Origin of the sequence: Streptacidiphilus sp. MAP12-33, assembly GCF_041261265.1 — a bacterium.
GTDB lineage: Bacteria > Actinomycetota > Actinomycetes > Streptomycetales > Streptomycetaceae > Streptacidiphilus.
In genome coordinates this window covers 57863-77820 of record NZ_JBGCCA010000045.1, presented here as the reverse complement: position 1 = coordinate 77820, position 19958 = coordinate 57863, and the positions used below count along the sequence as shown (strand labels likewise).

The following is a 19958-nucleotide window of genomic DNA, read 5'->3' as shown; positions in this document are numbered from 1 at the left end:
AACGACCCGGGCATGGGCGTCATCCGCCACGTCGACGCCGGCTACGACCACGCCGTCGAGGTCGCCGACGAGCTCGACGTCCGCATCCCGATGCGCGAGGGTGAGTGACCTTCCGATGACTGAGGCTTACGAGGAGGAGCTCGGCGACGCCGCGGACGGCTACCGCCGGATGTGGCGCGAGCTCCTCCCCGTCGGCCGCTTCCAGGAGACCGGCGGCTACCGCCGGTTCGCCTGGACCAGCGCCGACGCCGAGTGCCGGGCCTGGTTCGCGGAGCAGGCCGCCGCGCGCGGGCTGACCTGCGAACTGGACCGCAACGGCAACCAGTGGGCCTGGTACGGAGACCCTGAGGCCGGCGACGCCGTCGTCACCGGCTCGCACCTGGACTCCGTCCCGGACGGCGGCGCCTACGACGGGCCGCTGGGCGTCATCTCCTCGTTCGCGGCGCTCGACGCGCTGCTCGCGAGCGGCGCCCGCCCGACCCGCCCGATCGCGATCACCAACTTCGTCGACGAGGAGGGCGCCCGCTTCGGCGTCGCCTGCGTCGGCTCGCGCCTGACCGCCGGGGTGCTGACGCAGGACCAGGCGTTCCGCCTGCGCGACGCGGACGGCATCTGGCTGCCCGACGCGATGGCTGCCGCAGGGCAGGACCCGGACGCCATCGGCAAGGACGAGGCGCGCCTCGCCCGCGTCGGCGCCTACGTCGAGCTCCACGTCGAGCAGGGCCGCTACCTCGACGCGACCCCGCACGCCGTCGGCGTCGCCTCGGCGATCTGGCCGCACGGGCGCTGGCGCTTCGACTTCCACGGCGAGGCCAACCACGCGGGCACCACCCGCCTGGAGGACCGCCGCGACCCGATGCTCACCTACGCCAACACCGTGCTCGCCGCACGCAAGAAGGCCCGGCTGGCGGGCGCGCTGGCCACCTTCGGCAAGGTGAGCGTCGAGCCCAACGGCACCAACGCGATCGCCTCGTTGGTGCGCGGCTGGCTCGACTCACGCGCCGCCGACGAGGCGACGCTGACGGCGCTCGTCGACGAGATCACCGCCGCCGCGACCGAGCGCGCCGAGCGCGACGGCGTGCGCGCCGAGATCGTGCGCGAGTCCTACACGCCCGTCGTCGACTTCGACGACGCGCTGCGCGACCGGCTCGTCTCCATCCTCGGCCCGGACACCCCCGTCCTGCCGACCGGCGCGGGCCACGACGCGGGAATCCTCTCCGGAGTCATCCCGACTGCGATGCTGTTCGTGCGGAACCCCACCGGTGTCTCGCACTCGCCGTCCGAGTCGGCCACCGAGCCCGACTGCCTGGCCGGGGTCGCCGCGCTCGCCAAGGTGCTCGAGGAGATGACCTGCCGATGACGACCTTCTGGGCTCCGCACGCGTGGCTGCGCCGCGAGGGCGGCTCGCTGACCGCCGTCGAGGACGACGTGCGGATCGACGTCGACGCCACGGGCCGGATCAGCGCCATCACGCCCGACAGCGGTCCCGCGCCCGAGGGCGCCACCGTGCTGACCGGCCTCGCTCTGCCCGGCATGGCGAATGCTCACTCCCACGCCTTCCACCGCGCGCTGCGCGGCGCGGTGCAGGTCGGCAGCGGCACCTTCTGGACCTGGCGCGACACCATGTACCGGGCCGCCGACGCACTGGACCCGGACAACTACCTGGCGCTCGCCACCGCCGTCTACGCCGAGATGGCGCTGGCCGGCATCACCGCCGTCGGCGAGTTCCACTACGTCCACCACCAGCCGGGCGGCACCCCCTACGCCGACCCGAACGCGATGGGCGAGGCGCTGATCGAGGCGGCGGCGCGGGTCGGCATCCGGATCACGCTGCTGGACACCTGCTACCTCTCCAGCGGCTTCGGCGAGGCGCCGAACCGGCACCAGACCCGCTTCAGCGACGGGACGGCCGAGGCCTGGGCGACACGCGTCTCGCTGCTGAAGGAGCGCGACCACGCGAAGATCGGTGCCGCGATCCACAGCGTGCGCGCCGTTCCGGCGGAGCAGTTGGGCACCGTCGCGGTGTGGGCGAAGGAGCGGCAGGCGCCGCTGCACGTGCACCTGTCGGAGCAGGTCGCCGAGAACGAGGCCTGCCTGGCCGCGCACGGCGTCACCCCGACGCAGCTGCTCGCCCGTCACGGCGTCCTCGGCCCGCGCACCTCGGCTGTTCACGCGACGCACCTGTCCGAGGAGGACATGCGGCTGTTGACCGACACGTCCACGGTCATCTGCATGTGCCCGACGACCGAACGTGATCTCGCCGACGGCATCGGCCCGGCCCGCCAGCTCGCCTCCGGCGGCTGCCCGGTGTCGCTGGGCTCCGACAGCCACGCGGTGGTCGACCCCTTCGAGGAGGCCCGCGCGCTGGAACTGAACGAGCGTCTGGCGACGCAGCGCCGCGGCCACTGGACGGCGGCGGCGCTGCTGCGCGCCGCGACGGAGGACGGCCACGCGTCCCTGGGCTGGTCCGAGGCGGGCCGCCTGGAGCGCGGAGCGCTCGCGGACTTCTGCACGGTGGCGCTGGACACGCCTCGTACGGCGGGCCAGCCGGCCCGTCTCGGGGCGGAGATGGCCGTCTTCGCGGCGAGTTCCGCGGACGTCCGCGACGTCGTCGTGGGCGGCCGCGTCGTTGTCCGCGACGGCGTCCACACGACCGTGCCGGAGACCGGGCGGGCGTTGAACGAAGCGATTGCCGCACTTCGCTGAAGGGGCGCGAGGAGCTGCGCGAGCAACCACCGGCGTGCGGACGGCCCTGCGCGTTGAGGACCATCCGCATGTGGGTGGCTTGTCGCGCAGTTCCTCGCGCCCCTGAGGGTTCATCTGGAGGATTGAAATGACCACCCTGATCACCAATATCGGCAGCCTGCTGACCAACGACCCCGAGCTCGGCACCCTCACCAACGCCGCGATCGTGCTCGACGGCGACCGTGTGGCCTGGGTCGGTTCCGACCTCTCCGCGCCTGCCGCGGACGAGCGGGTGGACGCCGAGGGGCGGGCCGTCATTCCCGGGTTCGTCGACTCGCACTCGCACCTCGTCTTCGCGGGCGACCGCACCGCCGAGTTCAACGCCCGGATGTCCGGGAAGGCGTACACCGCCGGAGGCATCCGCACCACCGTCGCCGCCACCCGCGCCGCCACCGACGAGCAGCTCGACGCCAACGTCCGCCGCTACTTCGGCGAGATGCTCCGCCAGGGCACCACCACCGTCGAGGTGAAGTCCGGCTACGGCCTCACCGTCGCCGACGAGTCGCGCGCTCTGCGCATCGCCGCCGCGCACACGCAGGAGACCACCTACCTCGGCGCGCACGTCGTCGCGCCGGAGTTCGCGGACGACCCGGCCGGGTACGTGGAGCTGGTGACCGGCGAGATGCTGGACGCCTGCGCGCCGCACGCGCGCTACGTCGACGTCTTCTGCGAGCGCGGCGCCTTCGACGGGGACCAGGCACGCGCCGTCCTCACCGCCGGGATCGCGCGCGGGCTCACTCCGCGCGTGCACGCGAACCAGCTGACGCAGGGGCCGGGCGTGCAGCTCGCGGTCGAGCTCGGCGCGGCCAGCGCGGACCACTGCACGCACCTGTCCGACGAGGACGTGAAGGCGCTGGCCGACGCGCACGAGACGACCGTGGCGACCCTCCTGCCGGGCGCGGAGTTCTCCACCCGCGCCGTCTACCCGGACGCGCGCCGGCTGATCGACGCGGGTGCCACGGTCGCGCTGTCGACCGACTGCAACCCCGGGTCGAGCTTCACCAGCTCGATGCCGTTCTGCATCGCCGTCGCCGTGCGCGACATGGGGATGACGCCGGACGAGGCGGTCGTCGCGGCGACCCTCGGCGGCGCGCGGGCACTGCGGCGCACGGACGTCGGACGCCTCGCGCCGGGCGCGCGGGCCGACCTCGTGCTGCTGGACGCGCCCTCGCACGTGCACCTCGCCTACCGGCCGGGCGTGCCGCTGGTCAGCGCGGTGTGGCACGGGGGCGCGCGGGTCTGCTGACGCGCGCGGCGACCTGTCCGCCGACCGCCCTGCACCACGACGTTCCCATTGCTCACTGAGAAGGTCATTGCACGAGGGTTCCCCCTGCTGTGTCCCTGCCGTACCGTCGGCGAGAATCTGACGACTCGTCAGTAAGGTGCGGCCGGAGGAGGGCACAGTGGGTAGCAGAACCACCAGGAGGGCCGCCGTCGGCCTCGTCGCAGCAGGTCTGGCGACGGCGGCGGCCATCACACCCGCGCACGCGGCGACCGTGCCGGTCGACTACAACTGCCAGACCCCGATTGGGGCGAAGAGCGCCGTCTCGCAGGTCGCGATCACCGCCACGCAGAGCGGTTCGGGCTACGCGGTGACGGTCACCTTCACCAACGGCGTCTCCTCCAGTCCCGTCCCGCTCGGGGCCGGCTCGATGACGCCGAGCATCGTCGTCGCCGTCGGCGGCGCCGACAGCGGGCACTTCACGGCGAACGGGACGCCGAACGCACAGCAGATCCCGGCCAACAGCCCGATCCGCCTCGGCAGCATGACCGGCACCTACACGCCGGGGCACACCGGCTCGGTGACCCTGACGCCGTCCACGCTCACCATCAAGGCGCTGGGGACGACCACCACGTGCACGCCGTCCGGCTCGGTCTCGCCCGCGCTGACGCTGAACGTCACCAGTGCCGCCCCGGGTGGGACGTCCACGACGGGCGGCTCCAGCGACGGCGGGACCTTGCCGCAGACCGGTCCGGCCGACGACGCCGCGGCCTTCGGGCTCTTCGGTGGGACCGTGATGCTGGTGGGTGTCGCGGGCGCGCTGTGGCTCACCCGGCGCAGCCGCAACGGCCGTCTCGATGCGCGCTTGTGAAAGCACAGGCTCGGATGCCTTGACTTCTAAATCTGACGGGTCGTCAATAATGGCCTGCAGGGGGGATGGGACTTCCCTGTGCACGAGGCCGGCCGCCCCGTCCACAGCAAGGGAAGCAGGGAGGCCGGCCCGCACGGCACCGTAGCGCCGTTCGCAGGATAGTCCGGGGCCGCACCACTCGGCAGATCGACCTCCGAACGAGTCACCGCGGTGTCCGTGGCGGCCGTCACGCAAGGCGCGCGACCGGCCGTCCGACCACCGAAAGGAGCACCACCAACGTGTTCCAGCACTCTTCGAGCATCCTCAGACGGGCAGCCGCCTGGGGAGGAGCCGCCGCGCTCGCGGTCGGTGCACCGGTCGCCCTGGCCGGAGCCGCGCACGCCGCGTCGGCCAAGGGGAGCACCGTCTCCTACGCGATGACCTGCATCCCGCCGGCCATCGCCGGACTGCCCCCGCAGCACGGCACCGCGCAGGGCGAGATCACCCTGTCCGACACCACGCCGACGGCGGGGGAGACGGTCACCGTCACCTACGACGTGGTCGCGGCCGCGGCGGGCAACCCGTCCAGCTTCACCATCCCGGCCAACAGCGTGAGCGCCACCGGGTCCGTGACGCTGGGCGGCGCGGTGACCACGCCGGTCACCGTCGCCAACGCGGCGGTGCCCAACCCGGCGATCGCGCCCGGGGGTTCCTTCCCCGAGTTCCAGATGACCGGCACCTTCGTGGCACCGGCCTCGGGGACGATCAACTTCTCGCCGGACGCGATGACCATCAGCGTCGCGGGCACGAACACCGTGTGCACCGTAGACACGGAACCGGCGCCGGTCTCCAACTCGGCGACCGTCACCATCCCGAACAACCGCACGCTGAACGACACGCCCAACCAGGGGCCGGTCGGCACCAAGGTCAGCGTGACCGGCTCCGGCTACACCGCCGGCGCCACGGTCACGGTGGCCGGCTTCGCGGGCACCTCCGGCACCGGTGACCTGACCCAGGTCACCGCGGACGCCGGCGGCAACATCAGCGGCACGCTGACCGTCACCGCCCCGACGACGACCGGCATCATCGCCTTCGAGGGCTCGGCGTACAACCCGACGACGGCGTCCTCGCCGGCGCCGTTCACCGTGACCGCGACGGTCAAGCCCGGCGATCTGCAGCAGACGCTGAACTCGACCGTGCTCTCCGGCACGCTGAGCATGACGCAGGCGGGCACCTCCGTCACCATGACGCCGGTTCCCTTCGGCACCGGCGGCGCGTCCACCGGCACGCTCAACACCGTCACCGTCCAGGACTTCCGCGGTGGCTCCACCGGGTGGTCGCTGACGGCCAGCAACACCAACTTCACCGGCCCCGGCACGGCCAGCCTGCCGGCCTCCGCGCTGAGCTGGTCGCCGACCTGCAGCACCACCTCCGGTAGCCCGAGCACCTGTGTGGCCGGCACCGCGGGCGCGGTCGGCGCGACCGGCGCGACGCTCGCGAGTACACCGCCGGCGAGCCTGACCGGTGGTCAGTTCGCTGCGGGCGCGGGCCTGACCCTCACCGTCCCGGCGTTCACCGCGCCCGGGGCGTACAGCTCGACCCTCACGCTGACGCTGGCGTAAGGCGCACGACCGTACCTGACCAAGGGGCCCGGAGCGCACCCTCCGGGCCCGCAAGGGGAGGCTGAGAACGGTGAGAACCCTCTGGGGGCGCGGGGCCCTGCTGACGAGGGGCTGCGCCCCGGGGCGCGAGAAACCACCCGTGGCGGATGCCCCTGCTCGTTCGGCGCGCCACGTGGGCGGGTGGCTTGTCGCGCACGCGGTCAAACGGCTCAGCCTCGCGCCCCTGATGGTGCTTCTCACCGTTGTCACCGCAACCCCCGTGCACGCCGCCGACAACGGGAGCTGGGCCGTGTTTCCCACGCCTCCCGCCGGGACCGCGACGCCCGGGCCGGGGGATCGGCAGTACTTCTACCTCGAATCCGCTCCCGGCCGGGTCGTCTCCGACCGCGTCTCCGTCGTCAACCTCACCGACCAGCCGAAGTCCTTCCGGCTCTACGCGGCCGACGCCTACAACACCCCCCGGGACGGCGGCTTCGCGCTGCGCACCGTGGACCAGAAGATGACCGGCGTCGGGGCCTGGGCGAAGCTCAACGTCAGCAGCCTCACCGTGCCGCCGCGCACCCGCGCGGACATCCCGTTCACGATCTCCATCCCCTCCACCGCCGAGCCCGGTGACCACCCCGGGGCGATCGTCGCGGTGGAGACCTCGGTCGAGGCGACCACGCAGCAGGGCGGGCTCGCCGTCGGCGTCAAGCGGGCCGTGGGCGCACGCATCTACCTGCACGTCACGGGTCAGTCCGTGCCCGCGCTGAGCGTCGACGCCGTCTCCGTCGACCGCAGCGCCCCGCTCGTTCCCGGCTTCGGCGCGAGCCGGGGGACGTTGCACTACACCCTGACCAATCACGGCAACGTGACCCTGCACCCGAACGTCGAGGTCGTCGAGACCGGCTGGTTCGGTTCTGTCTATCACCGGCCACCGACCAGCAGCGGGATCGAACTGCTCCCCGGACAGTCCGTGCAGCTCACGCTCGCCCTGCCGGCACCGCCGCAGTTCGACGACGTGTCCGTGACGGTGAAGGCATCCGACGGGTCGACCACGGCCCAGGGCCGGACCGACTACCTGGCGGTGCCCTGGCTGGTGGTGGCCGTCGTGGCGCTGCTGCTGGCCGGACTCGGGGTCTGGCTCCGCTTGCGGGCCAAGGGCCGTCGTGTGCACCGGGCCGGCTGGCGTCGCAGGCGTGAACCCGCGGGGGTCACGGCGTGAGGCTCCGTGTGTTCACAGTGCGCGGTCGGTTCACACGGCGAGGCCTGCTCGCCCTGCTCCTGCTCGTTCTGGCGTTGCCGCTCGCGGGACCGGCCACCGCCGCGCACGCGTCGGGCAGCGGGCCGATCGCCGTTCCGCTGCCGGCCTCGGCGAAGCCGGGCGGGACCACGACCGTCGGCGGCTCCGGCTGGCCCGCGTCGACGCTGCTCACGGTGCTGCTGTGCGGGCAGAACGCCGTCGCCGGGACCGACGACTGCGCGAACGCCTCCGGACGGGCCGTCACCACCGATGCCAACGGGCGGTTCACCGAGCAGCTCAGCGTCGCGTTGCCGCCGGAGCCCTGCCCGTGCGTGATCCACGTCAACACCGTGCTCGGCGACTCCGTCAGCGCGGACGCGCCGTTCGACGTGATCGGCGCGCCCGTGAAGCCCATTCCGGCGGACGCGGCCGGGAGCGGGAACCTGCACGTGCTGAGCGAGAGCATGACCGGGGACAGTGGGTTGCTCAACACGTTCGGAGCCCCGCCGTCGCGGACCTTCAAGGTGATCGTCACCAACTTCGGCGCCTCGCCGATCGTCAATCCGGAGTTCCAGCTCGGGACCTCCCACTCGGTGCTGGCGCCCGAGTGGAGTGCGGCCCCCTGGCAGGGCGTGATCAGGCCCGGCGACAAGGTCGAGATCGACTTGCCGGTGCAGTTCGACTCGGGAGCCAGCGGAGTGTGGACCGCGACGCTGCGCTACCAGGGCCGGGACATCGCCCACGCGGAGCAGGATCTCCCGGCGGCCTGGGGCGTCGGCGTCTTCTGGGTCCTGCTCGGGATCGTGGTCGCGGTCGCGCTCTACCGGATCGGGATGGCCGTGCTGGACCGGGTCCGCCCCGAGGTCGTCGAGCGCCACCGTGAGCGGCGCCGCTCACGGCTCGGCCGCCACCGCGCCGAGCCCGAGGCCGTCGGCCCGTTGGAGGAAGGCGCGGCCGGAGAGGGTGAGCCGGTGGACGAGGCGCCGACACAGGTGATCCCGGTGGTTGCCCCGCCACCGGTCCCCGCGCCCACGCCACCCGCCCCGCCGCTGCCCGCGTACGCGCCGACCGTGCGGACCGGCCGCATCCCTGCCGCGCTGCCCGTCGGCTCCGTGCCCGCGCCCGCGCCCGCGACGGTGGAGCCCGTGGCCGCGCTGCCGTGGTTCGCCCCGGGCACGGTGACCCTGACCGCACTACCCCAGGCCGCACCCCTGGTCCGACCTCCCGACAAGGAAAGGCCTACTGACACGTGAACAGCATCCGGCCGGCCGCGGGCGCGCTGACGGCCCTGCTCGCCGCCTCACTCCTGGCGGTCGCGGCGCCCAGCGCGTCCGCCGCCCAGTCCAGTTTCGCGACGACCTGCAACCCGCCCGTCGGCGGGGCCGTGCACGGCACCACGGTGGTCGACGTCACCAGTGACGACGCGAGCCCCAAGGTCGGCGACACGGTGACGCTGACCTGGAAGTTCGTGCAGGCCGCCTCGCAGAACCCCGGCTATGTCGACCTGGCGGCGAACACCGTTCAGCCGACGGGCCACATCTCCGTAGGCGGCGCGCAGACAGCGACCGTCGCGATGACCGGACCGCGCACGAATCCGGCCATCCCGAAGAACTCGCCGATGGTGCTGTCGGACATGACCGGGACGGTGAAGCTGACCACGGCCGGGGACGTGACGGTGACGCCGGCGGACTACAACATCAACGTCAGCACCTTCAACGCCGACACCCCCTGCAAGCCGGACGCGACCGCCCCGGTCGCCCTCACCCTCCACGTCGCCGCAGCCGGCGGCGGTACGACGGGCGGGACCACCACGGGCGGCACCACCACGGGTGGCACGACCGGTGGCACGACCACGGGTGGGACCACGACCGGCGGGACCACGACCGGCGGCACGACCACGGGCGGCACGACGACGGGCGGCACGACCACGGGTGGGACCACGACCGGTGGGACCACCACGGGCGGCGGCAGCGGCGGCGGCAGCAGCTTCCCGGGGACGCCGGTCAAGGTCGACTACAGCTGCGTCACCCCGATCGGCACCAAGGACGCCAGCCCTACCGTCACCATCAGCGCGATCCGCAACGGTGACCGCTACACCCTCACCGAGTCCTTCGCCTCGGGCGTCTCCTCCGCGCCGGTCCCGCTCGGGGCCGGGTCGATGGTGCCGAGCACGACCGTCGTCGTGGCGGGGGCGGACAACGGCCAGCTGACCCTGACCGGGCCCGCCAACAGCGCCGCGATCCCGGCGAACACGCCGATCAAGCCCAGCGACATGACCGGCACCTACGTGCCGGGCCACACCGGCGAGGTGAAGTTCGCGCCAGGCGTGCTGACGATCAAGGCGCTCGGCACGACCACCACCTGCACCGCGGTCAGCAAGCCCGGGGCCTCGCTGACGCTGGACGTCACCGCCGCCACCGGCAGCGGCGGCGTGACCGGCTCGACCACCGGGGACGACACCTCCGGCAGCACCACCGGGGGTCTCGCCAACACCGGCGGCAACGACGCCTCGTTCCGCGCGCTCGGCCTGATCGGGGGCACCGTGTTGCTCCTCGGTGCGGCCGTGTTCGTGGTCACGCCGTGGCGCCGCCTGCGCAAGACCCGCTGAGGGTCGCCGAGGGAGAACGCCGAAGGGCGCCCCGCCGATGGCGGGGCGCCCTTCGCTGTCTCGGTGCGACGTCAGCGCGACGTCGGTGCGAGGTCAGTGCACGTCGCCCATGAGCGCTCGGACCTTGCGGCGGTAGAGCATCATCGCCACACCGGCCAGCAGCGCGGCCGCGCCCTGGATGGCGAACGAGGTGGTGCTGAGGAACGCGTCGCCCATGACCTGCTGGAGCACGGCCGCGACGCAGTCGCCCGCGGTGACGGCGAGGAACCAGATGCCCATCATCTGGCTGGCGTACTTCTGCGGTGCCAGCTTGGTGGTGACGGACAGGCCGACGGGGGAGAGGGTCAGCTCGCCGACGGTCTGGACCAGGTAGACCAGCGCCAGCCAGAGCGGGGTGACCCGGGCGCCGCCGGAGGCCGCGGCCATGGCCAGCATCATGACGCCGAAGGAGACGCCGATCAGCACCAGGCCGATGCCGAACTTCACGGCCGTGCTGGGGTTCTTGCTGCGGCGGTGCAGCCAGACCCAGAGCCAGGCCATCACGGGGGCCAGCGCCATGATGTAGAGCGGGTTCAGCGACTGGAACCAGGTGCTCGGGAAGTCGAAGCCGAACAGCTTGCTGGACGTGTTGTTCTGTGCGAACAGGCTCAGCGTCGAACCGGACTGGTCGTAGATCATCCAGAAGATCGCGGCGGCGACGAAGAACCAGATGTAGCCGGTGAGCTTGCCGCGCTCGTCCGTGCTCAGGTCCTTGTCGCGGCGGATCCGGGCGAAGACGATGACCGGGATGATCAGACCGACGACGGTCAGCGTCCAGGTGACCCAGCCGACGGTCAGGTGACCGGCGAGGGCGACGGAGCCGAAGAAGGCCGCCGCCAGGGCCAGCCAGAACAGGCCCTTGCGCAGCATCGAGGTGCGCTCGGCGCGGGACAGCGGCGAGGTGACGACGCTGGACTTGGCGCTGAGGTTGCGGCTGCCGATGACGTAGTTGGTCAGGCCCAGGGCCATGCCGACGCCCGCCAGGGCGAAGCCGAAGTGGTAGCCGAGGTGGCTCTGACCCACGGTGCCGATCACCAGGGGCGCGGCGAAGGCGCCCAGGTTGATGCCCATGTAGAAGATCGTGAAGCCGCCGTCCCGGCGCGGGTCGTTCTTGTCCGGGTACAGGTGGCCGACCATCGTCGAGATGTTGGCCTTGAGCAGCCCGGAGCCGGCGGCGATGAAGCCGAGGCCGACGAAGAAGGACACCGTGGCGGGGACCGCCAGCAGGAAGTGGCCGGTCATGATGATCACGCCACCGATGAGCACGGTCTTGCGCGCGCCCCAGAGGCGGTCGGAGATCCAGCCGCCGGGCAGGGCGAGCAGGTACACCATCGCGTTGTAGACGCTGTAGATCGCGGCAGCGCTGGCGGCACCGAGGTGGAGCCCGCCCTGGGAGGCGGGGGCGACCAGGTAGAGCACCAGCAGCGCGCGCATGCCGTAGAAGCTGAAGCGCTCCCACATCTCGGTCATGAACAGCGTCGACAGTCCACGGGGGTGCCCGAAGAACGTCTTCCTGGGGGAGCCGTTGACGGCGACGGCGGAAGCCGCGTCGACTGCGACCTCGACAGGTATCGGCGACATGGGCAAGTTCCTTGCAGGTTCAGAACAGGGGGTTGCCCAACTGTAAGGTCCGCGTTTGAGTGCTTTTGACGGTGGCAGCACAGAACTGATCTTTATGACCGCATCTGCGCAACATGAATCGCACCTGGAAGCTACGGCTTGCCTTCGAATCTTCGGCAATGTCCGGGCTGTTCATTAAGAATCTACGGTGCGGCCATGTGAGCTTGTTCTCAGACGGGCACAGCCTCAGACGGGCACGGCCTCAGACGGGCGCAGCCTCAGCGGACGTCGCCCAGGTAGCCGTGGATCCTGCGGCGGTTCAGCAGGATCGCCACCGCGGCCAGCAGGGCGAGCGCGACCTCCGCCGCCACGTAGCCGCGGCTGTTGAGGTCCGCCCCCGCCGTCGTCGCCAGCGAGGTGGTGCAGTCGCCCGCCGTCACCGCGAGGAACCAGACGCCCATCATCTGGCTGCCGTACTTCTCCGGCGCCAGCTTGGTGGTGACCGAGAGGCCGACGGGGGACAGGCACAGCTCGCCGACCGTCTGGACCAGGTAGACGACGCACAGCCACAGCGGCGTCACCTTCGTCCCACCGGACGCGGCGGCCAGCGCCCCCAGGAACACCGCGAAGGACGCGCCCACCAGGATCAGGCCGATCGCGAACTTCGTCGACGTCTCCGGCTCCTTGTTCTTCGCCGCCAGCCACTGCCACATCCAGGCGAAGACGGGGCCCAGCGCCATGATGTAGAGGGGGTTGAGCGACTGGAACCAGCTGGAGGGGAAGTGCACCCCGAGCAGGCTGTCGGCCGTGTCGTCCTGGGCGAAGATGTTGAGCGTCGAGCCGCCCTGGTCGTAGATCATCCAGAAGACGGCCGCCGCGACGAAGAACCAGATGTAGCCGGTCATCTTCCGGCTCTCCAGTGGGGACAGGTCCCGGTCCCGCTTGATCCGCAGCAGCGTCCAGGCCGGGAAGACCAGCCCGATGATCGTCAGCGGGATGGTCGCCCAGTTGAGGGTGAAGTGACCGGTGCCGCCGACGATCCCGTAGAAGACGGCGGCCATGCCCAGCCAGAACAGCCCCTTGCGCAGCACGCTGCGTCGCTCGGCCTCGCTGAGCGGGGTCGCGACGATGCTGCTGTGCGGGCTCAGGGTGCGCATGCCGAAGAGGTAGATGGCCAGGCCGATGCCCATGCCGATCCCGGCCAGCGCGAAGCCCAGATGCCAGTTGACCTTCTGGCCCACCGTGCCGATCACCAGCGGCGCGAAGAACGCGCCGACGTTGATGCCCATGTAGAAGACGGTGAAGCCGCCGTCGCGGCGGGGGTCGGTGGGGCCCTGGTAGAGGTGTCCCACCATGGTGGAGATGTTGGCCTTGAGCAGGCCCGAGCCGAGCGCGATGAAGACCAGGCCGGCGAAGAAGGAGCCGGTGGCGGGGAGCGCGAGCAGGAAGTGGCCGGTCATGATGACGACGCCGGCCACCGCCACCGTCTTCTTGGGCCCCCAGACGCGGTCCGCCACCCAGCCGCCGGGGAGCGTGAGCAGGTAGACCATCGAGACGTAGACGCTGTAGATCGCGGTGGCCGAGCTCTTGGAGAAGGCGAGCCCGCCGTCCGAGTGCGGGGCGGTCAGGTAGAGCACGAGCAGCGCGCGCATGCCGTAGTAGCTGAACCGTTCCCACATCTCCGTGGTGAACAGGGTCGCGAGTCCCCATGGATGGCCGAAGAAGGTGCGATGGTGCCCGGGGCCGGTGTCCTGTCCCGCCGCCACGTCCTGAGCCATCAGCAGCTCCGCCTCTCCCCATCCCGGCGCTTATGTCGCTTTTATCCGCGTGTGTCGAGATTAGTGGAGGCGAACCGGATCAGCGTTGCGGAACGCCCGTGCGTGCTCCGTTCGACGGAAGCGGGGGCGCGGCCCGTCCGCGCACTACGATCGACCCATGACGCGTGTACTGCTGGCCGAGGACGACATCGCCATCTCCGAGCCGCTCGCCCGTGCCCTGCGTCGCGAGGGCTACGAGGTGATCGTCCGTGAGGACGGCCCGTCCGCGCTGGAGACGGCCGGTGCCGGCGGGGGCGTCGACCTGGTCGTGCTCGACCTCGGCCTGCCCGGCATGGACGGTCTGGAGGTCGCCCGCCGGCTGCGCGCCGACGGTCACGGCTTCCCGGTGCTCGTGCTCACCGCCCGCGCCGACGAGGTGGACACCGTCGTCGGCCTCGACGCCGGCGCGGACGACTACGTCACCAAGCCGTTCCGCCTCGCCGAGCTGCTCGCCCGCGTCCGGGCGCTGCTGCGCCGCGGCACCGGCGACCTCACCACCGGCGCCCACGGCGTCAAGATCGACGTCGAGTCGCACCGCGCCTGGCTCGGCGACGACGAGATGCAGCTCTCGGCCAAGGAGTTCGAGCTGCTGCGGGTCCTGGTCCGCGACGCCGGCCGGGTGGTCACCCGTGAGCAGATCATGCGCGAGGTCTGGGACACCACGTGGTGGACCTCGACCAAGACCCTGGACATGCACATCTCCTGGCTGCGCAAGAAGCTGGGCGACGACGCGGCCAGCCCCCGTTACATCACCACCGTGCGCGGCGTCGGCTTCCGCTTCGAAAAGGGCTAGGTCGTTCGGCTGTGAAGCGCAGGCTGCTCAACTCCACCCTGGCGGTGGTGCTCGTGACCGTCGCCCTGTTCAGCGTGCCGCTGGCGCTCGTGGAGAAGCGCAGCATCGAGAGCACCGCGCAGGACGCGGTGAGGACCGAGGCGATCCACATCCTCGGCGTCATCGAGAACCGCTACGCGGCGAACGAGCCGATCGACCCGGCCGCGCTGGCGGGACTCAACGACAGCGGCTCCGGCCGCTACGCCGTCGTGCAGATCCCCGGCCGGGCCGCGCCGATCGTGCTGGGCAGCCCGCCCAGCGGCGCCGACCCGGTGACCGCGACGGAGAAGGGCCCGCACGGCGAGACCGTCGTGGTCCAGGAGTCCCGCGAGCCCGTCGACAGCGCCATCCTGCGGATGCTGCTGCTGCTCGTCGGGGTGGCCGCGCTGACCGTCGCCGCGGCGATGGCCCTGGCGATCTGGCAGGCCAAGCGGATCACCCGCCCGCTGGTCGAGCTCGCGGAGACCGCGGAGCGCCTCGGTTCCGGCGACCCCCGCCCGCGCCAGCGCCGCTACGGCCTGGCCGAGCTCGACCGCGTCGGCGAGGTCCTGGACCAGAGCGCGGAACGCATCGGCCGGATGCTGACCGCCGAGCGGCGCCTGGCCGCCGACGCCTCCCACCAGCTGCGGACGCCGCTGACGGCCCTGTCCATGCGGCTGGAGGAGATCGTCGAGACGGACGACCTGGACACCGTGAAGGAGGAGGCCGCGATCGCGCTCGGCCAGGTGGAACGCCTGACGGACGTGGTGCAGCGGCTGCTCACCAACAGCCGTGAGTCGCGCAACGCCGCGGCGGTGGCCTTCGACGTGGACGAGGTCATCAAGCAGCAGGCGGAGGAGTGGCGGCCGGCGCTGCGCCGGTACGGGCGCAAGCTCTACCTGGAGGGCCCGCCCGGACTGTGGGCGGTCGGCACGCCGGGTGCCGTCGCGCAGGTGCTGGCGGCGTTGATCGAGAACTCGCTCATGCACGGGGACGGCTCCGTCACCATCCGCACCCGCGTCCGCGACACCCGTGTCGTCCTGGAGGTCCAGGACGAGGGCGCCGGCGTCCCGGACGAGCTGGGCGCCCGTGTCTTCGAGCGCACGGTCAGCGGCCACAACAGCACCGGCATCGGCCTCGCCGTCGCCCGTGACCTGGCCGAGGCCGACGGCGGCCGCCTCGAACTGCTCTCGCAGCGGCCCCCGGTCTTCGCGCTCTTCCTCGGCCGGCACTCCTCGTAACCCTGCGGGGCGCCGCCATCGACCGACCGGATGACATTCGCCTCACACGCCGTCAGCACGCCGTCCGAATAACGGCGGTGAGCACGTCAGGTTCGTACGATCCTACCGCCGGCATCCGGACATATCGGATGCCTTTCTGAAACGGCGGTGAGCATGAGACCGATGATCCGCGGTCGGCTACGGACCTGGGTCACCACCTGCGTGACACTCGTGACGATGGCGGGCGGCGTCGCGGCCGCCGCCCCCGCGACGCCGGGGGCGCACGGCTACCCGCTCCCGCGGGGCGTCGAGGCGATCATGCACAAGCCCGGATACGAGCACGCGCAGTGGGGTGTGCTGGAGATCGACCCCGCGAACGGTGAGGTGATCCACTCCCGGTTCGCGAACCAGTCCTTCGTGCCGGGCTCGGACACCAAGCTGGTCACCATCTCCTCCGCCTGGCACACCCTCGGCCCCGACCACCGGTTCACCACCCCCGTGTTCGCGGTCGGAGCCCGCCAGGGGGCGACCCTCAACGGGAACCTGGCGCTGGTGGCCCAGGGCGACCTGACGATGGGCGGGCGGACCAAGCCCGACGGGTCGGTGGCCTTCACGGACGTCGACCACACCTCCGCCAACGACCTGCCCGGTGCCACGCTCACCCCCGAGAACCCGCTCGCCGGCATCGACCGGATCGCCCGCCAGGTGCGCGCCTCCGGGATCCGCCACGTCGACGGCGACGTGATCGTCGACCCCAGGATCTTCACGCCCCCGGCGCTGGACCCGCAGCCCACCCCGCTGATCATCAACGACAACCTGATCGACCTGCTGACCACGCCCACCAAGGCCGGAAGGCCGGCCAAGCTGTTCTGGCGCCCGCAGGTCGCGCCGTACCAGGTCACCTCGACGGTCACCACGGTGGCGGCGGGAGGCACGACCGACCTGACCGTCACCGCCTCGCCCGACGGGACCAGGATCACCGTGTCCGGCACCATCGCCGCCGGATCCCAGCCCGAGCTGCGGGTCTCCGCCATCCAGGACCCGAACGCCTTCGGCCGCACGGCCCTGATCGAGGCGCTCGGCCGCGCCGGCGTCACCGTCACCGCGCACCCGACCGGGGCGAACCCGCAGGGCGCGCTCCCCGCGTCCTACGGCGGGGACCGGCGGGTGGCCGCGTTCGTCTCCCCGCCCTACCGCGACTACGCCAAGCTGATCCTCAAGGTCAGCCACAACCTGGGCGCGAACCTCGCCCTGTGCAACATGGCCGTGGTGCGCGGCAGCAAGGACTGCTTCGCGGGCGGGTTCGCGGCCGAGCACGACTTCCTGACCAACGTCGCCCACATCGACCCGCAGCAGTTCCAGCTCGACGACGGGCGCGGCGGCGACGCGACGGAGAAGGCCACGCCGACCGGTCTGGCCCAGATCCTCGGCTACTGGCTGCACACCCCGGACGCGACGGCCTTCCGGTTGTCCCTCCCGATCCTGGGCGTCGACGGCTCCAACGGGATCTCCTGCCCGGACTGCCCGGCCAAGGGCAAGGTCTTCGCCAAGCCCGGCACCGTCATCGGCATCGACCGGCTCAACGGGCAGTTCGTCGTCGCCGACCAGAGCCAGGCCGGTTACCTGCTGACGAACGACGGCCACCTCGTGGTCTTCGTCGAGCTGGTGAACTCCGCCACGGCCCCCGACATCCAGGGCGTGGTGCGGGTCTTCGACGACACCAACCAGATCTCGGCCCTGCTCCAGGAGGAGGCCTCGGCCCACCTCTGAGGCGCGCGCAACGAGAAGCCCCCGGCCGGCGTTCGCCGGTCGGGGGCTTCTCGGAGGTCGGTCGGTCTCAGCGCGTGCGGGTGGCGGTGCTGCGCTTGACCTGCTCCGCGGCCAGGATCTGCTCCGCCGCGTCCAGCGCCTCCTCGGCCTGCGGGACGACGCGGAAGACCCAGGTGCGGTAGGCCCAGAAGCGGAAGACCGTGGCCACCGCGATACCCACCATGGTGCCGATGAAGGTCTCGATCTTGGTGGTCATCCCGAGACCGTAGGTCAGCAGGTACAGCACGCCGCTCTGGATCACCAGGCCGATCACGCTGAAGACCAGGAAGAGCGAGATCTCCCGCGACCGCGTCTTCTTATCGGCGCCCCGGTACACCCAGTACCGGTAGCCGACGTAGTTCGTCGCGATGGCGATCACCGTGGCCACGATGTTGGCGCGGACCGGCTGCATCCCCGTGTCCAGCAGGATGCTGAGGCTGACCAGCTGGACGACCAGGCCGGATATCCCGACGACGCCGAACTTGGCCACCTCGTTGGCAAGGCGGCGCAGAGCACTCGGCGTACGTCCGCCTGAGAGGGGGGAAGCGGTCATGACCTGGGATCCGTCTCTACTCGGCTACTCGGCGCGGGGGTAGGTGTCGCCGCGCGCGACGCGCAGGTGCGTGTGCCGTACACGACGATAGTCGGCTCGCCGGTGTGACAAATACTTCTCCTGTTAAATCCTCACGGAACTCTGGCCCACACGCACCTCCACCACCGGCGCGGATCGAGTGATTCCGCAGGCGGATATCCTTGCGGTGTGACTTTTCCGGTAGTGGGCATGATCGGTGGCGGGCAGCTGGCCCGGATGGCGCACGACGCGGCGATCCCGCTGGGCGTGCGGTTCAGGCTGCTGGCGGACACGCCGCAGGACTCGGCGTCGCTGGTGGTGAACGACGTCGTGCTCGGCGACTACCGCGACCTGGAGACGCTGCGCCGTTTCGCCGCCGGGTGCGACGTGATCACCTTCGACCACGAGCACGTACCCACGGAGCACCTGCGCACCCTCCTCGCGGAGGGCGTGAACGTCCGGCCCGGACCGCACGCGCTGGTGTTCGCGCAGGACAAGGGCCTGATGCGGGCCAAGCTCGACAGCATCGGCGCGCCCTGCCCGCGGCACCGCCTCGTCGCCGATCCGGCCGACGTGACGAAGTTCGCCCAAGAGGGTGACGGTTATCCCGTCGTGCTGAAGACCACCCGTGGGGGTTACGACGGCAAGGGCGTCTGGGTCGTCAAGGACGAGACCGAGGCCGCCGAGCCGTTCCAGGCCGGGGTCCCGGTGCTCGCGGAGGAGAAGGTCGACTTCGTGCGCGAGCTCGCCGCCGACGTCGTGCGCTCCCCGCACGGGCAGGCCGTGGCGTACCCGGTCGTGGAGTCGGTGCAGGTCAACGGCATCTGCCACGAGGTCGTCGCCCCCGCGCCGAACCTGTCCCCGGAGCTCGCCGCGCAGGCGCAGGCGCTGGCGCTGCGGATCGCGGGCGAGCTGGACATCACCGGCCACCTGGCCGTCGAGCTGTTCGAGACCCGTGACGGCCGCGTGCTCGTCAACGAGCTCGCCATGCGTCCGCACAACTCCGGCCACTGGAGCATCGACGGCGCGGTCACCTCGCAGTTCGAGAACCACATCCGCGCCGTGCTGGACCTGCCGCTCGGCGACCCGCGGCCGCGCCAGCCGTGGACGGTCATGGTGAACGTGCTCGGCGGCGACTACCCGGACATGTACAGCGCGTACCTGCACTGCATGGCGCGCGACCCCGGGCTGCGCATCCACATGTACGGCAAGGACGTGAAGCCCGGCCGTAAGGTGGGCCACGTCACAGTGTTCGGCGACGACCTGGACGACGTGCGCGAGCGCGCCCGCCACGCCGCCGCATACCTTCGAGGGGACATCACAGAATGAGCGAGCAGCCGCTCGTCGGCATCGTCATGGGTTCGGACTCCGACTGGCCCGTGATGGAGGCCGCCGCCCAGGCACTGGAGGAGTTCGAGATCCCCTTCGAGGTGGACGTCGTCTCCGCGCACCGGATGCCGCGCGAGATGGTCGCCTACGGCGAGGCCGCCGCCGGCCGGGGCCTGAAGGCGATCATCGCGGGCGCGGGCGGCGCGGCGCACCTGCCGGGCATGCTCGCCTCCGTCACCACGCTGCCGGTCATCGGCGTGCCGGTGCCGCTGAAGTACCTCGACGGCATGGACTCGCTCATGTCCATCGTGCAGATGCCGGCCGGTGTGCCGGTCGCCACGGTCTCCATCGGCGGTGCCCGTAACGCGGGCCTGCTCGCCGTCCGGCTGCTGGCCGCGTTCGACGGCGATCTGGCCCAGCGGATGGCCGAGTTCCAGCAGGAGCTGAACGAGCAGGCCTCCGAGAAGGGCCGCAAGCTGCGCTCCAAGGTGGCCGGCGGCGCCGCGGGCAGCTTCGGCTTCGGAAGCTGACGC

At 71.5% G+C, this 19958-nt stretch carries 16 protein-coding genes; 13 read left to right on the top strand and 3 right to left on the bottom strand.

The annotated features are described in order from the left end of the window. Positions 1-115: 115 nt before the first annotated feature. The 8 genes from ABH931_RS34625 (at position 116) to ABH931_RS34590 (ending at position 10269) form a co-directional block, all read left to right on the top strand. Positions 116-1360, top strand: coding sequence for an allantoate amidohydrolase (locus tag ABH931_RS34625; protein WP_370122533.1), 1245 nt, complete (start codon positions 116-118; stop codon positions 1358-1360). Then, a complete protein-coding gene (locus ABH931_RS34620; protein WP_370122550.1) occupies positions 1351-2706 on the top strand; it encodes a formimidoylglutamate deiminase in 1356 nt (451 codons plus the stop codon). Before ABH931_RS34625 ends, ABH931_RS34620 begins: the two co-directional genes overlap by 10 nt. Positions 2707-2833: 127 nt before the next feature. Then, complete coding sequence (gene hutI / locus ABH931_RS34615) at positions 2834-3991, top strand: imidazolonepropionase (protein ID WP_370122530.1); 1158 nt, start codon at positions 2834-2836, stop codon at positions 3989-3991. Between the two features lie 157 nt (positions 3992-4148). Beyond that, positions 4149-4838 carry an LPXTG cell wall anchor domain-containing protein gene (locus ABH931_RS34610; protein WP_370122527.1) on the top strand — a complete coding sequence of 230 codons (690 nt, stop codon included), beginning with the start codon at positions 4149-4151 and terminating at the stop codon, positions 4836-4838. Positions 4839-5116: 278 nt separating this feature from the next. Continuing rightward, the gene (locus tag ABH931_RS34605; RefSeq protein WP_370122524.1) at positions 5117-6439 is read left to right on the top strand and encodes a WxL domain-containing protein; all 1323 of its coding nucleotides are present in this window, start codon (positions 5117-5119) and stop codon (positions 6437-6439) included. A 226-nt stretch (positions 6440-6665) separates the two neighbouring features. Continuing rightward, positions 6666-7643 carry a WxL protein peptidoglycan domain-containing protein gene (locus tag ABH931_RS34600; protein ID WP_370122522.1) on the top strand — a complete coding sequence of 326 codons (978 nt, stop codon included), beginning with the start codon at positions 6666-6668 and terminating at the stop codon, positions 7641-7643. Further along, positions 7640-8914 (top strand): hypothetical protein, encoded by a 1275-nt coding sequence (locus tag ABH931_RS34595; RefSeq protein WP_370122519.1) that lies wholly within the window; start codon positions 7640-7642, stop codon positions 8912-8914. The genes ABH931_RS34600 and ABH931_RS34595 overlap by 4 nt, the downstream gene beginning before the upstream one ends. Continuing rightward, positions 8911-10269 carry a hypothetical protein gene (locus ABH931_RS34590; protein ID WP_370122516.1) on the top strand — a complete coding sequence of 453 codons (1359 nt, stop codon included), beginning with the start codon at positions 8911-8913 and terminating at the stop codon, positions 10267-10269. Before ABH931_RS34595 ends, ABH931_RS34590 begins: the two co-directional genes overlap by 4 nt. 93 nt (positions 10270-10362) lie before the next feature. Here ABH931_RS34590 and ABH931_RS34585 read toward each other — a convergent pair whose 3' ends face one another. Both ABH931_RS34585 and ABH931_RS34580 read right to left on the bottom strand, forming a co-directional pair. Then, complete coding sequence (locus ABH931_RS34585) at positions 10363-11889, bottom strand: peptide MFS transporter (RefSeq protein WP_370122513.1); 1527 nt, start codon at positions 11887-11889, stop codon at positions 10363-10365. Positions 11890-12146: 257 nt separating this feature from the next. Then, complete coding sequence (locus ABH931_RS34580) at positions 12147-13646, bottom strand: peptide MFS transporter (protein WP_370122510.1); 1500 nt, start codon at positions 13644-13646, stop codon at positions 12147-12149. 157 nt (positions 13647-13803) lie between these two features. On the opposite strand from ABH931_RS34580, the gene ABH931_RS34575 reads away from it, so the two are divergent. The 3 genes from ABH931_RS34575 (at position 13804) to dacB (ending at position 17486) form a co-directional block, all read left to right on the top strand. Next, positions 13804-14478, top strand: a complete 675-nt coding sequence (locus tag ABH931_RS34575; protein ID WP_370122507.1) for a response regulator transcription factor — start codon at positions 13804-13806, stop codon at positions 14476-14478. An 11-nt stretch (positions 14479-14489) separates the two neighbouring features. Further along, positions 14490-15737 carry an ATP-binding protein gene (locus tag ABH931_RS34570; RefSeq protein ID WP_370122505.1) on the top strand — a complete coding sequence of 416 codons (1248 nt, stop codon included), beginning with the start codon at positions 14490-14492 and terminating at the stop codon, positions 15735-15737. A gap of 153 nt (positions 15738-15890) precedes the next feature. Beyond that, complete coding sequence (dacB, locus tag ABH931_RS34565; RefSeq protein WP_370122502.1) at positions 15891-17486, top strand: D-alanyl-D-alanine carboxypeptidase/D-alanyl-D-alanine-endopeptidase; 1596 nt, start codon at positions 15891-15893, stop codon at positions 17484-17486. 67 nt (positions 17487-17553) lie between these two features. On the opposite strand, the gene ABH931_RS34560 is transcribed toward dacB, so the two are convergent. Continuing rightward, positions 17554-18078 carry a GtrA family protein gene (locus tag ABH931_RS34560; RefSeq protein ID WP_370122499.1) on the bottom strand — a complete coding sequence of 175 codons (525 nt, stop codon included), beginning with the start codon at positions 18076-18078 and terminating at the stop codon, positions 17554-17556. 141 nt (positions 18079-18219) lie between these two features. On the opposite strand from ABH931_RS34560, the gene ABH931_RS34555 reads away from it, so the two are divergent. Both ABH931_RS34555 and purE read left to right on the top strand, forming a co-directional pair. Further along, a complete protein-coding gene (locus tag ABH931_RS34555) occupies positions 18220-19425 on the top strand; it encodes a 5-(carboxyamino)imidazole ribonucleotide synthase (RefSeq protein ID WP_370122547.1) in 1206 nt (401 codons plus the stop codon). After that, positions 19422-19955, top strand: coding sequence for a 5-(carboxyamino)imidazole ribonucleotide mutase (gene purE, locus ABH931_RS34550; protein WP_370122496.1), 534 nt, complete (start codon positions 19422-19424; stop codon positions 19953-19955). Before ABH931_RS34555 ends, purE begins: the two co-directional genes overlap by 4 nt. The last annotated feature ends 3 nt before the right edge of the window (positions 19956-19958 follow it).